Annotated in this window: 15 protein-coding genes; 4 read left to right on the top strand and 11 right to left on the bottom strand. The window is 74.8% G+C overall.

Going from position 1 to position 12,499, the window contains the following annotated elements:
- Both AL2_RS12040 and sigE read right to left on the bottom strand, forming a co-directional pair.
- Positions 1 to 362: anti-sigma factor family protein (locus AL2_RS12040; RefSeq protein ID WP_174550836.1), on the bottom strand; the 362-nt coding region annotated here is incomplete at its 3' end.
- A gap of 66 nt (positions 363 to 428) precedes the next feature.
- Positions 429 to 1,190 carry an RNA polymerase sigma factor SigE gene (gene sigE / locus AL2_RS12035; protein WP_376741307.1) on the bottom strand — a complete coding sequence of 254 codons (762 nt, stop codon included), beginning with the start codon at positions 1,188 to 1,190 and terminating at the stop codon, positions 429 to 431.
- 190 nt (positions 1,191 to 1,380) lie between these two features.
- Here sigE and AL2_RS12030 point away from each other — a divergent pair, with 190 nt between their 5' ends.
- Complete coding sequence (locus AL2_RS12030; protein WP_067633054.1) at positions 1,381 to 2,040, top strand: O-methyltransferase; 660 nt, start codon at positions 1,381 to 1,383, stop codon at positions 2,038 to 2,040.
- Between the two features lie 8 nt (positions 2,041 to 2,048).
- Entirely contained in the window at positions 2,049 to 2,654 is a 606-nt protein-coding gene (locus AL2_RS12025; protein ID WP_245666567.1) for a hypothetical protein, read from the top strand.
- Here AL2_RS12025 and AL2_RS12020 read toward each other — a convergent pair whose 3' ends face one another.
- On the bottom strand, positions 2,655 to 4,115 hold the full coding sequence (locus AL2_RS12020) for a leucyl aminopeptidase (RefSeq protein ID WP_067633052.1): 1,461 nt from the start codon (positions 4,113 to 4,115) through the stop codon (positions 2,655 to 2,657).
- A gap of 101 nt (positions 4,116 to 4,216) precedes the next feature.
- Complete coding sequence (locus AL2_RS36230; protein ID WP_083946426.1) at positions 4,217 to 4,384, bottom strand: DUF3117 domain-containing protein; 168 nt, start codon at positions 4,382 to 4,384, stop codon at positions 4,217 to 4,219.
- A 178-nt stretch (positions 4,385 to 4,562) separates the two neighbouring features.
- Here AL2_RS36230 and AL2_RS12015 point away from each other — a divergent pair, with 178 nt between their 5' ends.
- Complete coding sequence (locus AL2_RS12015; protein ID WP_067633050.1) at positions 4,563 to 5,348, top strand: enoyl-CoA hydratase-related protein; 786 nt, start codon at positions 4,563 to 4,565, stop codon at positions 5,346 to 5,348.
- A gap of 116 nt (positions 5,349 to 5,464) precedes the next feature.
- Here AL2_RS12015 and AL2_RS12010 read toward each other — a convergent pair whose 3' ends face one another.
- The 3 genes from AL2_RS12010 to AL2_RS12000 are packed head-to-tail and all read right to left on the bottom strand — an operon-like array spanning position 5,465 to position 6,905.
- Positions 5,465 to 6,046 carry a DNA-3-methyladenine glycosylase I gene (locus tag AL2_RS12010; RefSeq protein WP_067633049.1) on the bottom strand — a complete coding sequence of 194 codons (582 nt, stop codon included), beginning with the start codon at positions 6,044 to 6,046 and terminating at the stop codon, positions 5,465 to 5,467.
- Between the two features lie 14 nt (positions 6,047 to 6,060).
- Positions 6,061 to 6,489 (bottom strand): SRPBCC family protein, encoded by a 429-nt coding sequence (locus AL2_RS12005; RefSeq protein WP_067633044.1) that lies wholly within the window; start codon positions 6,487 to 6,489, stop codon positions 6,061 to 6,063.
- Positions 6,486 to 6,905 (bottom strand): hypothetical protein, encoded by a 420-nt coding sequence (locus AL2_RS12000; protein ID WP_067633043.1) that lies wholly within the window; start codon positions 6,903 to 6,905, stop codon positions 6,486 to 6,488. Before AL2_RS12000 ends, AL2_RS12005 begins: the two co-directional genes overlap by 4 nt.
- Before the next feature lie 66 nt (positions 6,906 to 6,971).
- Between AL2_RS12000 and AL2_RS11995 the strand changes: the two genes are divergently transcribed.
- Positions 6,972 to 7,289 (top strand): hypothetical protein, encoded by a 318-nt coding sequence (locus tag AL2_RS11995; RefSeq protein WP_067633042.1) that lies wholly within the window; start codon positions 6,972 to 6,974, stop codon positions 7,287 to 7,289.
- 27 nt (positions 7,290 to 7,316) lie between these two features.
- On the opposite strand, the gene AL2_RS11990 is transcribed toward AL2_RS11995, so the two are convergent.
- The 4 genes from AL2_RS11990 to AL2_RS11975 form a co-directional block, all read right to left on the bottom strand.
- Entirely contained in the window at positions 7,317 to 8,633 is a 1,317-nt protein-coding gene (locus AL2_RS11990; RefSeq protein ID WP_083946425.1) for an alkaline phosphatase PhoX, read from the bottom strand.
- Between the two features lie 162 nt (positions 8,634 to 8,795).
- Positions 8,796 to 10,664: a 3D-(3,5/4)-trihydroxycyclohexane-1,2-dione acylhydrolase (decyclizing) gene (iolD, locus tag AL2_RS11985; RefSeq protein WP_067633040.1), complete on the bottom strand. Its 1,869-nt coding sequence runs from the start codon at positions 10,662 to 10,664 to the stop codon at positions 8,796 to 8,798.
- Complete coding sequence (locus tag AL2_RS11980; protein WP_174550835.1) at positions 10,661 to 11,557, bottom strand: Cgl0159 family (beta/alpha)8-fold protein; 897 nt, start codon at positions 11,555 to 11,557, stop codon at positions 10,661 to 10,663. The genes iolD and AL2_RS11980 overlap by 4 nt, the downstream gene beginning before the upstream one ends.
- Positions 11,554 to 12,435 carry a TIM barrel protein gene (locus AL2_RS11975; protein ID WP_067633038.1) on the bottom strand — a complete coding sequence of 294 codons (882 nt, stop codon included), beginning with the start codon at positions 12,433 to 12,435 and terminating at the stop codon, positions 11,554 to 11,556. The genes AL2_RS11980 and AL2_RS11975 overlap by 4 nt, the downstream gene beginning before the upstream one ends.
- Between the last annotated feature and the right edge of the window lie 64 nt (positions 12,436 to 12,499).

Here is a 12,499-nt window from a genome sequence, read left to right as displayed (position 1 = left end):
GGGCGCCCGGCGGGGGCGGCCCGCACGGGGCGGGTCGATGATCGAAGCGGGCGGGCCGGGCGGTGGGCCGGCGGGCCCGCGGGCGGTTCGGACGGCCCGGGCGGGACGTCGGCGGGCGCGGACGGCTCGGCGGCGGGCAGGGCGCGCAGCCGGGTCAGGAAGTCGGGAGTCGGCAGGTCGTCGGTCCCGTCGGCGGCGGGCAGCTCGGACAGGCCCCGCAGCCGCCCCTTGAGCCGGCGCAGCCCGGCGACCTCGGCCCGGCACAGGGCGCATCCCGCGAGATGGGCGAGCACGCGGTCGCGCTCCTCATGCCCCAGCTCATCGTCGACCAGAGCGGTCAGACGCTCCCCCAGACAACTCACGCCGCCTCCGTCGATTCCATTCGGTCAGGCGCGCGGTCCCGTCCCCGCGCGCGGTAAGCCTCTGCTCTAGACGCCGTCCGGCTGCGGCATCGCGCCGCCCGCCGCACGCAGGCCCCCCGCCGGCGCCGCGGCCTCGCCGCCGCCCACAGCCTCGCCGCCGCCCACGGCCTGCCGCGCCTCGGCCGCCTGGTACTCGTTCCTCGTGCCGGGCCGGCGCCGGGTCGGCGCGCGGTGCTCCAGCGCGGCGCGCAGCTGCGCCCGCCCCCGGTGGATGCGGCTGCGCACGGTCCCGAGCTTGACGCCGAGCGTCGCGGAGATCTCCTCGTAGGACAGCCCCTCGATGTCGCACAGCACGACGGCCGCGCGGTACTCGGGGGCGAGCGCGTCGAGGGCGGCCTGGACGTCGGCGTCGAAGTTGGTGTCGTCGAACGCCTGCGCCGGGGTCGGTTCGCGGCCCTGGAGGCGCTCGGCGGCGTCGTCGGCGAGCCCCTCGAAGCGGATGCGCTGGCGGCGCCGCGCCATGTCGAGGAACAGGTTCGTGGTGATGCGGTGCAGCCAGCCCTCGAACGTCCCGGGCGTGTAGTTCGACAGCGAGCGGAACACGCGGACGAAGACCTCCTGAGTGAGGTCCTCGGCGTCGTGCTGGTTACCGGTCAGCCGGTAGGCGAGCCGGTAGACGCGCGCGGAGTGCTCGCGGACGACCTCGTCCCAGGACGGCGGCGCCCACTCCGCCTCGGGGGCGTTCTCGCGGGTGCGGGCGGCGTTGCCCAGCCCTTGCCGGGCGCCGACCCCCACAGCGCTTCTGAAACTCAGTGCTGCGACTCCCATGGTGCCGGGCTGTTCCTCTCTCGTGGGCCAAGGTCTCGCCTTGGAACGGCACGGTCTCGCCTGGGCTGGGGCGGCTCTGGACCGACTCGGTGTTCGCTGCGTAGTTATGCGTGCTTCTGCTTCAGTGGTTACAACGCGCTGAAACTCCAGTTGGTTCCCTGTCAACGATATGGTCTTTCCAGCATGAGGCATGCGGGGGTCCCGCGAGGAGGCAACCATCGACGCCAGTCAGGCCACCCGGGCCTACGTGGAGGACTTCCTCCCCGAAGACGAGCCGCTGCTGGCCGCCAGGCGGCGCGGCGAGGAGGTCGGCGCGGCCCCGATCGGCCCGGCCGGCGGCGCGGCGCTGCGCTTCCTCGCGACCCTGATCGGCGCGCGGACGGTCGTGGAGGTCGGCTCCGGATGCGGCGTGTCCGGCGTCTGGCTCATGCGCGGCATGCCCAAGGACGCCGTCCTCACGAGCGTGGACATCGAGCCCGAGAACCAGCGGCTGGCGAAGCTCGCCTACCGGGAGGCGGGCCTGTCCGGCTTCCGCACCCGCATGATCAGCGGGCCGGCGCTGGAGGTGCTGCCGCGGCTCACCGACGGCGCCTACGACATGGTGTTCTGCGACGCGGACAAGCGCGAGTATCCCGGCTACCTGACGGACGCGCTGCGGCTGCTGCGCCCCGGCGGCGTGGTCGCGTTCGACAACGCGCTGTGGCACGACCGTGTCGCCGACCACGCGCACCGCGACCCGGACACCGAGGCGATCCGCGAGGTGCACCGGATGATCCGCGACGACGACCGCCTCGTCCCGCTCCTGGTCCCTGTCGGCGACGGGCTGCTGTGCGCCGTCAAGCGCGCCTGAGCGCGCCGGTGGAGACGATCGAGACCGGCGAGCTGTTCGCGGTGCGGAACCGGGTGACGTGGCGCGGGGTCTGGCAGGTGGTGGCCTTCCTGATCCTGTTCATCGCTTCCGTGGGGTTCATCACGAGCGGCGTGGTGCGCGGCGCGGGTGTGGGGAGCATCACGTTCATGCTGCTCGGGGTGGCGGGGCTCGTCCTGTTCGGGGCGGGCCTGCTGCTGTCGGCGGGCGGGATGCTGGCGCGCCGTCCCGTCCTGGTGCTGGACGCCGCCGGGGTGCGGCGGCCGGCCCGCTGGCCGATGCCGCGCGGCTCCGGCCGTTCGCTGCCCTGGGACGAGGTGCACGCGATCGCGGCGCTGCGGCGCGGGATGGCCGGCACCCGCCGCGGCGAGCAGGACTACCTGGTCTTCCTCCCGACCCCCGAGCTGGTGGAGCTGGCGCGCACGACGGACCGGCCGCAGCTCGTCGCGCTGACGATGCGGGACGTCCCGTCCACGGCGGCGGCCGTCCCGTGGTGCTTCGCGGTGGAGCCGGCCTGGGACGCGACGCTGCCGCAGGTCGTCAAGGAGGCGCGGCGGCGCCGCCGCGTCCCGGTCGTCGACCGCCGGACGAAGTGATCAGCTCGCCAGCCAGTCCAGCAGGAGCCGGACGCCGAAGCCGGTCGCGCCGCGGGTGAGCTCGGCGTCGTCGGCGGCGGCGCGGCCCGGCCCGGCGATGTCGAGGTGGGCCCAGGGGCGGTCGCCGGCGAACTCGCGCAGGAACAGCGCCGCCGTGATGGAGCCGCCGCCGTAGCCGCCGCGCCCGATGTTGGCGACGTCGGCGACGTCGGAGTCGATCGCGGCGCGGTAGTCGGCCGTCAGCGGCAGCCGCCACACCGGCTCGCCCGCCGCCGTCCCGGCCCGGGTGAGCGCGTCGGCGAGGGCGTCGTCGGTGGCGAAGAGCGCGGCGTGCCGCAGCCCGAGGGCGACCTTGGCGGCGCCGGTGAGGGTCGCGACGTCCACGACCGCGTCGGGGGCGAGCTCGGCGTCGGCGTAGGCGAGCGCGTCGGCGAGGACGAGCCGCCCCTCGGCGTCGGTGTTCAGCACCTCGGAGGTCGTCCCGCCGAAATGGGTGATCACGTCGCCGGGGCGCATCGACGACCCGGACGGCATGTTCTCCGCCGCCGCGACCAGGCCGGTGACGCGGGCGCGGACGCCGAGGCCGCGCAGCGCGCTCATGACGGCGATGACCGCGCCGCCGCCCGCCATGTCGGTCTTCATCGTCTTCATGCTGTCGTTCGGCTTCAGCGACAGGCCGCCGCTGTCGAACGTGATGCCCTTGCCGACCAGCACGACGTGCTCGCCGGCGGGCTCGCCGGGCTGGTAGGAGAGCTCGATCAGCCGGGGCGGGCGGGCGGAGCCGCCGCCGACGGCGAGCAGCCCGCCGAAGCCGCCCTCGGCCAGTTCCTTCTCGCCGCGCACGCGGACGCCGAGACCGGACTCGGCGGCGACCTGCTCGGCCCGTGCGGCGAGCCAGGACGGGTCCTTCTCGGCGGCCGGGGTGTTGGCGAGGTCGCGGGCCAGCGCGGTGGCCCGCGCCCGTGCGGTGCCCCGCTCGATGGCCGCGGCGCCGGCCTCCGGCCCGGCCTCGGTCAGCACGGCGAGGGTGCCGAGCGCCTTCCGGGCCGGCGCCGCACCGATTTTGAACCCGTAGCCGGCGAGCAGCGCGCCCTCGACGAAGGCGGCGAGATCACCGGCGGGGACGCCGGCGACGAGCGCCGTCCGGCCCCCGCCGCGGCGGGCCAGCGCGGCGCCGGCCCTGCGCAGGTCGGCCGGGGCCGCGTCGCCCACCCCGTACAGCAGCAGTTCGCGGACCCGGTCGCCGACGCGGACCTGGGTCGCGGTGATCTCCCCCGGCTCGCCCTTGGCCCGGTGCAGCGCGAGCAGCTCGTCCAGCGTGAACGGCAGTGCGGCCGCGACCTCCGCCGCCGGCGCGACGGGGCCCTTGCGGACGGGGACCGCCACCACCTCGGCCCCGAGGTCGGCCGCGGTCTGCGACACGGTGCCGCCGGCGCCGTGGACGCGGGTCTCGATGGGCATGGCGATGGCCTCCCCTGCTAGGCGTTTCTGGGTGCGGAAATGGCAAGGGCCCCGGCGGCGTCGCCGGGACCGTCACCAACAGGCCGGGAGCGGTGGAGCCGTCAGCCCACGACGCCCTTGAGCGCCTCGCCGAGCTCCTTGGCCTCGTCGGCGGAGAGCTCGACCACGAGGCGGCCGCCGCCTTCGAGGGGAACTCGCATGACGATCCCGCGCCCCTCCTTGGTCACTTCGAGCGGACCGTCTCCCGTCCGCGGCTTCATCGCCGCCATGCGTACATCCCCTTCCTGGGTAGGGCCCGCGGCCTGGCACACCGTTGGCCGCGTGGCCGCGTGTCGCATCCGCGTCATCAGTAGTGGTCCATTATCTCGTCTTCCGGGCGCGAAGTGGTAACGATCAGCCTCCAGATCGGAAGATGGGAGGATCTGCGGGCGAACCGAGAGGACGACGATGTCTGAGACCGTGCTGTACGACGTGACCGATGGTGTGGGAACGATCACACTGAACCGCCCCGACGGGATGAACTCGCTGACGACCGGGATGAAGGAGCTGCTGCGGGCGACGGTGGTGCGCGCCGCCGCGGATCCGGCCGCCCGCGCGGTCGTCCTGACCGGTGCGGGACGGGCGTTCTGCGCGGGGCAGGACCTCCGCGAGCACGCCGACAACCTCGCCGCCGGGAAGGGCCTGGCCGGCACCGTCCGCGAGCACTACAACCCGATCGTGCTGGCCCTCGCCGGGATGCGGAAGCCGGTCGTGGCGGCGGTGAACGGCGTGGCGGCGGGCGCCGGCGCGTCGCTGGCGTTCGCCTGCGACCTGATCGTCGCGTCCGACAAGGCCCGGTTCGCGACCGCGTTCACCGGGATCGGCCTCGCGCCCGACAGCGGCATGTCGTGGACGCTGCAGCGCCTCGTCGGCCGCGCGAAGGCCGCCGAGCTGCTGCTGCTGGGCGAGCCGGTGAAGGCGGACCGGGCGCTGGAGCTGGGCCTGGTGAACCAGGTCGTCCCGGCGGACGAGCTGGCCCCGGCGGCGGTGGAGCTGGCGCGGCGCCTCGCGGCCGGCCCGACGGTCTCCTACGGCGCGGTGAAGGCGGCGCTCGACCACGCGGCGACGCACGACCTGGCGTCCGCGCTGGAGCGGGAGGCCGAGCTGCAGGACGAGTGCGCGGAGACCAGCGACCACAAGAACGCGACCGAGGCGTTCCTGAAGAAGCAGCAGCCGGCGTTCGAGGGCCGCTGAGGGTAGGGCCTTCCCCCGCAGCGGCTGGGGAGTCTCCGCCGATGTGGGCGAGGGGGCGCCGGCGGTTCGCGCGAGCATGACCCGGGCAACCGCGGATCACACGGCGCTCCGGTGTGTCAGGCGCCCGCCGGGGTGCCGTCTCGGAAGGCGCAGCCGGTCAGGTGGTCGTTCACCAGGCCGCACGCCTGCATGAGGGCGTAGGCCGTGGTGGGGCCGACGAAGCGGAAGCCGTGTTTCTTCAGCTCCTTGGAGAGGGCCTTCGAGGCGTCGGTGTAGGCGGGGACGTCGGCCATGTCGGTATAGGCCGGGGAGTCGGGGTCGGCGTAGCGCCAGGCGGTCGCGGCGAGGCCGCCCGGCAGGTCGAGGGCGGCGCGGGCGTTGGCGATCGCCGCCTCGATCTTCGCCCGGTTCCGGACGATGGAGGCGTCGGCCATCAGGCGCTCGACGTCGTCCGGGCCGAACGCGGCGACCTTCTCGGGGTCGAAGCCGCGGAAGGCGCCGCGGAAGTTCTCGCGCTTGCGGAGGATCGTCAGCCACGAGAGCCCCGACTGGAACGCCTCCAGGCAGAGCTTCTCGTAGATGCCCGCGTCGTCGCGGACGGGGCGGCCCCACTCGTCGTCGTGGTAGGCGATGTAGTCGGGCGCCGACATGCCCCACGGGCAGCGCGCCAGCCCGTCATCGCCGAGGATCGCTGTCACCCGGCCGTTCTACCTCATGCCTCCGACAGAGCGGCGAGGCGGCGCAGGGCGAGGGTCAGGAACGCCTTCACGATCGGGCCGGCGACCAGCCAGCCGGCGCGGCCCAGGGGGCCGAAGGGCAGGTCGACGCGCTCCGCCCAGACGACGCGGCTGCCGTCGCCGGCGGGGACGACCTCGAACCACGCCTCGCCGCGCACGACGCGGCCGGTGTGCCGGACGGCAACGCGGCGGCCGTCCCGCCAGTCGGTGATGACCATGGTGTCGAGGAAGCCGACCGGGCCGACGCCCGTCCGGGCGCGGAGCTCGTCGCCGACCTTGTCGCCGCCCTCCGCGCTGGTGAACGGCATCCACTCGGCGTGGCGCGGCCAGTCGGTCAGGACGTCGAAGACGCGCTCGGCAGGGGCGCCGGACACGGCCTCCGCGTGGACGGCGACCCGGCTCACCGCCGCTCCTCGCGGCCGGGCTCGTCCTCGACGGGCACGGTCTCCTTGCGGAGCGGCACGCCGTTGCCGGGGTTCTCCAGGCCGTGCAGGGCGCCGATCGCCGGTTCCCCGGCGCGCCGGCGGAGGTCGCGCAGCTGGCGTTCGAGGTCGGCCACGCGGGCGTCGCGCTCGTGCAGGGCGGCGGTCAGGCGGTTGACGGCCTCGTCCGTCACCTGCATCTGGTAGCCCCAGATCGTCGCGGGGAGGCGGAGCCCGGCCCCCTGCGGCCCCAGTGCGGGGCGGCCCTCGGCGTCCACTTGGAGCCGGGGGTAGTCCGGATGGGTCTCGGCCAGCTCGCCGCCCCTGCCCATGGCGAGGACGACGACGGCGCCCAGCACGGCCAGGCCGGCCAGGACGAGCACCACGGTCACCATCATGCTCCGATCTTCCCGCGTCCCTCTGAAGGACGATCCCCGGACTCCGATCGTGCCACGCTTGGCGGCATGGGCATGCAAGAGCGGATGGTCCTTCCACCGGGCGCGCCGGTTCCGGACGGTGCCGTGGACGCGGGCACGGCGCCCCCTGCGAGCCGGGTGGAACGGCTCGCCGCCTCCGGGGACGCCGTGCTGGTCACGCTGGAGACGGACGCGCGGGAGCCCGATCCCGGGCTGCTCGCCGCGGCGTCCGTCTACGCGTGGCTGGGAGTGAGGTACTTCCGTGTGCCGGAGTCGCAAGCGGACGGGATGAGCCAGGTGCTCGACATGGTGGCCTCTATCGAGGGCACCCGGCCTCCCGCGGTCGCCCGCCGGGGTCTCGCCTAGGGCCTGGCCAGTGAGTCCGGTACCCGGCTAGCCGCGGAGCCGGTGCCAGGGGCCGGTGATGGCGAACGTGACGCCCGGGTCCGACTGGCGGTTGGCGAACAGGATGCGGCCGTCCGGGGAGAACGTGACCCCGGTGAACTCGCTGCCGTTGAGGGCGTTGCGCGCCATCGCGAACGGCTTGTCCTCGCGGGTGGTGCCGACGAGGTACTGCTCCCCGTCGCCGTCCTCGGCCAGGATCACGCCGCCGCCGTACGGGGAGACGGTGATGTTGTCGGGGCCGTCGAACCGGCCGCCCGGCTTGAAGATCAGCTGGAGCTCGATCTCGTTGCGGCGCGGGTCGTAGGTCCAGACCTGCCCGGCGTGGTCGCGCGCGGAGCCGTCGCCCGAGTCGGCGAAGCTCGCCACGAAGTACGCCTTGCCGTGGCCCCACCAGGCGCCTTCGAGCTTCTGGCTGCGGGTGATCGTGTCGAACTGCTTGCGGACGGACGTCTGCTCCGCCGACGGGTCCGGGACGTCCAGCCACTCGACGCGCAGCCGGGTGCCGGGCTCGGTGACGAGCGAGAGGTCCGGGACGCCGCGCACGTTCATCGCCTCCAACTGCCCTCCCCGCAGGTAGGCGTGGTAGCCGCCGCGGTGCGCGCGCGGGCGGAACCGGTAGAACAGCCCGAACGGCCCGTGCGCGTCCTCGGTCAGGTAGGCGGTGAGCGTGTGCGGGTCGACGGCGACGGCCTCGTGCGCGAAGCGGCCGAGGCCGGTCAGCGGGACGGGCTCGGTGCGCCGGCCCTGCGGGTCGACCTCGAACACCCAGCCGTGGCTCTTGGTCTCGCCCTTGACGCCCTCGGTCTCCTCGCAGGTCAGCCAGGTACCCCAGGGGGTGCGGCCGCCGGCGCAGTTCACCGCCGTCCCGGCGAGGCTGACGTACTGCGACAGCAGGTCGCCGCGGCTGTCGACCTCCAGGGTGGTGGTGCCGCCGTTGACGGCCGGGTCGTAGGTCAGCTCGGCGGGCGCGACGGCGCGGGTGCCGTTGGTGCCCTGCTCGTGGTTGCGCACGAGCCGGGTCCGGCCGTGCCTGCTGCCGGGGAAGGTGGCCATCCCGTCGTGGTGTCCGGGGACGACCACGCCGTCGGAGATGGGGTCGCCTTCCACCGACAGCTGCTTGTAACGGAAGCCCTTGGGCAGGTCCAGGACGCCCTTGGGGTCGGGCATGAGCGGGCCGTAGCCGTACGCCTCTCCGGTGTCGGCTCCCGCGGAGGTCTGGAAGATTCCGTCCAGGCTTCCGGCGAGGGCGATGGACAGCGCGCCGGCCGCGCCGCCCTTGACGACTCCGCGACGGGTCACGGACATGGGCACTCCTTCACGTAAGGGGATCACGCAGGAGGTTGGCCGCCGCCGCTGAACCGCCGGTGAACGATCACCGGCGGCCCGGCAAAGCCCCAGGACAATCTTGGGTCGGCGCGCCGCGGGGAAGGCCGCCGCGGGCTGAATCGGGGCGCACGAAGGCTCCTTTCACAGGTAACGGCGCTGGGTCTTCTTGTCGTCGTCGTAGCGGGCGCGGGCCCGCGCGGTGGGCTCCAGCGCCGACACCTCCGCGACCGGGACGTCCCACCACGCCTCGCTGTCCGGGGCCGGGGCGAGCGGGTCGGTCTCCACGTGGACGACGGTGGTGCGCGGGGAGCCGATCGCCTTGCGCAGCGCGTCCCGGAGCCCGTCGGCGCCGTCGGCGCGGAGCACGTCCGCGCCGAGGCTGGCGGCGTTCGCGGCGAGGTCGACGGGGAGGGGGCCGCCGTCCAGGCCGGTGGCGGTCCGGGCCCGGTAGCGGGTGCCGAACCGCTCCGCGCCGACGCTCTCGGACAGGTTCCCGATGGACGCGTAGCCGTGGTTCTGGACGAGGACGACGATCAGCTTGACGCCCTCGGCGACGGCCGTGGCCAGTTCCTGGGCCATCATCAGGTACGAGCCGTCCCCGACGAGGACGAACACCTCGCGGTCGGGCGCGGCCATCTTCACCCCGAGGCCGCCGGCGATCTCGTAGCCCATGCAGGAGTAGCCGTACTCGACGTGGTAACCCTTGGGGTCGCGCGTCCGCCACAGTTTGTGCAGATCGCCGGGCATGGACCCGGCCGCGCACACCACCACGTCCCGGGGGCCGGACACCTCGCTGACGACTCCGATGACCTCCGCCTGCGCGGGCAGCCCGTCCCGCCGCTCCCCGAACGCCTCGTCGACGACGGCGTTCCACCGCCCGGCGAGTTCCCGCGCCCGATCGCGATGGGCCGCGCTCACCGCCCACCCGCCGGCCGGGCCGCCGAGCTCGCGGGTCAGGGCCCGGAGGGCCTCCCTCGCGTCGGCGACGACCGCCGTCCCGGCGAGCTTGACGGCGTCCGCGCGGGCGACGTTGATGTTGACGAAGCGGACGCCGGGGTCGGCGAACAGGCTGTGGGACGCGGTGGTGAAGTCGCTGAACCGGGTGCCGACGCCGAGGACGACGTCGGCTTCGCGGGCGAGCGCGTTCGCGGCCGTGGTCCCGGTCGCGCCGATCGCGCCCACCGAGCACTCGTGGTCCCACGGCAGTGAGCCCTTGCCCGCCTGCGTCTCGGCGACCGGGACGCCGGTCCGCTCGGCGAACGCGCGCAGGGCGTCGGTGGCCCGCGCGTAGACGACGCCGCCGCCCGCCACGATCAGCGGGCGCTCCGCGGACCGCAGGAGGCGAACCGCGTCGTCGAGCGCGGCGGGCTCGGGGACTGGGCGCGGGATGCGCCAGACACGGCGCGCGAACAGCTCGTCCGGCCAGTCGAACGCCTCGGCCTGCACGTCCTGCGGCAGGGCCAGGGTGACGGCGCCGGTCTCGGCCGGGTCGGTGAGGACGCGCATCGCCGCCAGCAGCGCGCTGGGCAGCTGCTCCGGGCGGTTGACGCGGTCCCAGTACTTCGACACCGGCTTGAGGCAGTCGTTCACCGACACGTCGTAGGAGCGGGCGTCCTCAAGCTCCTGCAGGACGGGGTTGGCGGGACGGGTCGCGAAGATGTCGCCGGGCAGCAGCAGCACCGGCAGCCGGTTGATGGTCGCGAGCGCGGCTCCGGTGACCATGTTGGTCGCGCCCGGCCCGATGGACGTCGTGCAGGCGAGCGTCGAAAGCCGGTCGTTCATCCGCGCGTAGCCGGACGCCGCGTGCACCATCGCCTGCTCGTTGCGCGCCATGTAGTAGGGGAGGTCGCCGGCGTGCTCCAGCAGCGCCTGCCCGAGCCCCGCGACGTTGCCGTGCCCGAAGATCCCGAAGCATCCGGCGAAGAACCGCCGCTCCTCGCCGTCCCGTTCGCTGTACTGCGCGGCCAGGAAGCGGACGGTCGCCTGGCCCACCGTGAGTCTCGTGCTCATATGACCTCCACTGCGGCGTCCACGGCTCCGGCGACGTCGCCGTCCGCGGGGTAGAGAAGGGAGCGGCCCACGACCAGGCCCCGGACGGTCGGCAGCCGCATCGCGCGGCGCCAGCCGTCGCGGGCGGCGCGCGGGTCGGCGGCGACCTCGCCGCCGAGGAGCAGGGCGGGCAGGGTCGAGGCGGCCATCACGCGTTCCATGTCCGGGACGACCGGAACCTTCAGCCAGGTGCGCGCCGACGTGGTCCCGAGCCCGGACGCGATCGAGATCGCGCGGATCATCGCCTCCGGCGCGAGGTCGTTGCGGACGCGGCCGTCCACCCGGCGGGCGACGAACGGCTCGACCATCGCCATCAGGCCGTGCCCGGCGAGGTCCGACACCGCCCGCGCGCAGCCCTCCAGCGTGCGGGGCGTCGCCGGGTCGCCGTCGTCCACCCGGAGCAGCACCTTGCCGCCGTCGAGCCGGGACGCGGCGATCGCGGCGGCGCTGTAGGCGGTGAAGCGGTCGTCGATCTCGAAGGACGCGCCGGCGAGCCCGCCCCGGTTCATCGAGCCGATCACCACCTTGCCGTCGAGGGCGCCGAGCAGCAGCAGGTCCTCGACGACGTCGGGGGCGGCGAGGACGCCGTCCACGCCGGGACGCCCCAGGGCCGTGCAGAGCCGGTCGAGGAGTTCGCCGCGGTCGGCCATGGCGAGCGGGTCGCCGCCGGCGGCGAGGGCGCCGCGCGCGGGGTGGTCGGCGGCGATCAGCAGGAGCCGTCCGGCCGGGCCGAGCGGCGACGGGCGCCTCGTGCGGCGGGCGGCGGCCTCGGCGATGGCCCCGGGACGGACGGCGCGCGTCTCCGCGAGCGCGGCGATCCGCCCGGCCCGCGACCCGGCCGCGACTCCGGTCATGCGGGGATCCCGGCGAGGAAGTCGACGCAGGCGCGCACGTCGGCGGCGGGTCCGGCGCCGGCCGCGGGCTCCGCGTCGATGATCATGTCCTGTTCGAGGACGTACCAGCCGTCGTAGCCGGCGCCTTCGAGGGAGCCGATGATCCCGGCGATGTCGATGTCGCCCGCGCCGAGCGGGCGGTAGATGCCGTCCCGGACGGCGTCGGTGTACGGGGTCGCGCCGGCCCGGACGGCCTCGGCGAGCCCGGCGTCGACGTCCTTCAGGTGGACGTGCGCGATCCGGCCGGGGGCCCGGGCCGCGAGGTCGCCCGGGTCCGTGCCGCCGATCAGCAGGTGCCCGGTGTCCAGGCAGAGCGGGATGCCCGACCCGTCGAGGACGCGCCGGACCTCGTCGGACCGTTCCACCATCGTCCCGGCATGCGGATGCAGCACCGCCCGGACGCCCGCCGCGGCCGCGGCCGCGGCGATCCGGTCGAGGTTGCCGAGCAGCGCCGCCCAGCCGGCCGGGTCGAGCACCAGCCGCTCGTCGTAGCCGTCCAGCCCGTGCACGGCCGCGAGCACCAGCGTGAGCCGCTCGTTGGAGCGTTCCACACCGAACCCGGCCAGGATTCGCCGGACGTCGGGCAGCGGGTCGCGGTCCGGGTCGTGCAGCACGACCGGCGCGAACCCGCCCACGGCGCGGAGCCCGTGCCCGGCGAGCAGCGCGGCGCGCTCGGCGGCCCCGGCCGGCAGGAAGCCGGGCGGCCCGAACTCCGTGGCGGCCAGCCCGAGGTCGCGCATCTCCGCCAGCACCCGCGCGGGCGCCAGCTGGTGGCCCCAGCCCGGCACCTCGCACACCCCCCACGAGATCGGGGCTCCCGCGACACGATCCTTGATCATCGGCTCACCATCTCTCCGGGGACGCGCTCCGGCCGGGGCGTGGGGCCGGCTCCGCCGAGTCTGC

It is taken from the genome of Actinomadura latina NBRC 106108 (genome assembly GCF_001552195.1).
Taxonomy (GTDB): domain Bacteria; phylum Actinomycetota; class Actinomycetes; order Streptosporangiales; family Streptosporangiaceae; genus Spirillospora; species Spirillospora latina.
The sequence above is the reverse complement of the archived record's forward strand: the minus strand, read 5'-3'. Positions and strand labels throughout refer to the sequence as shown.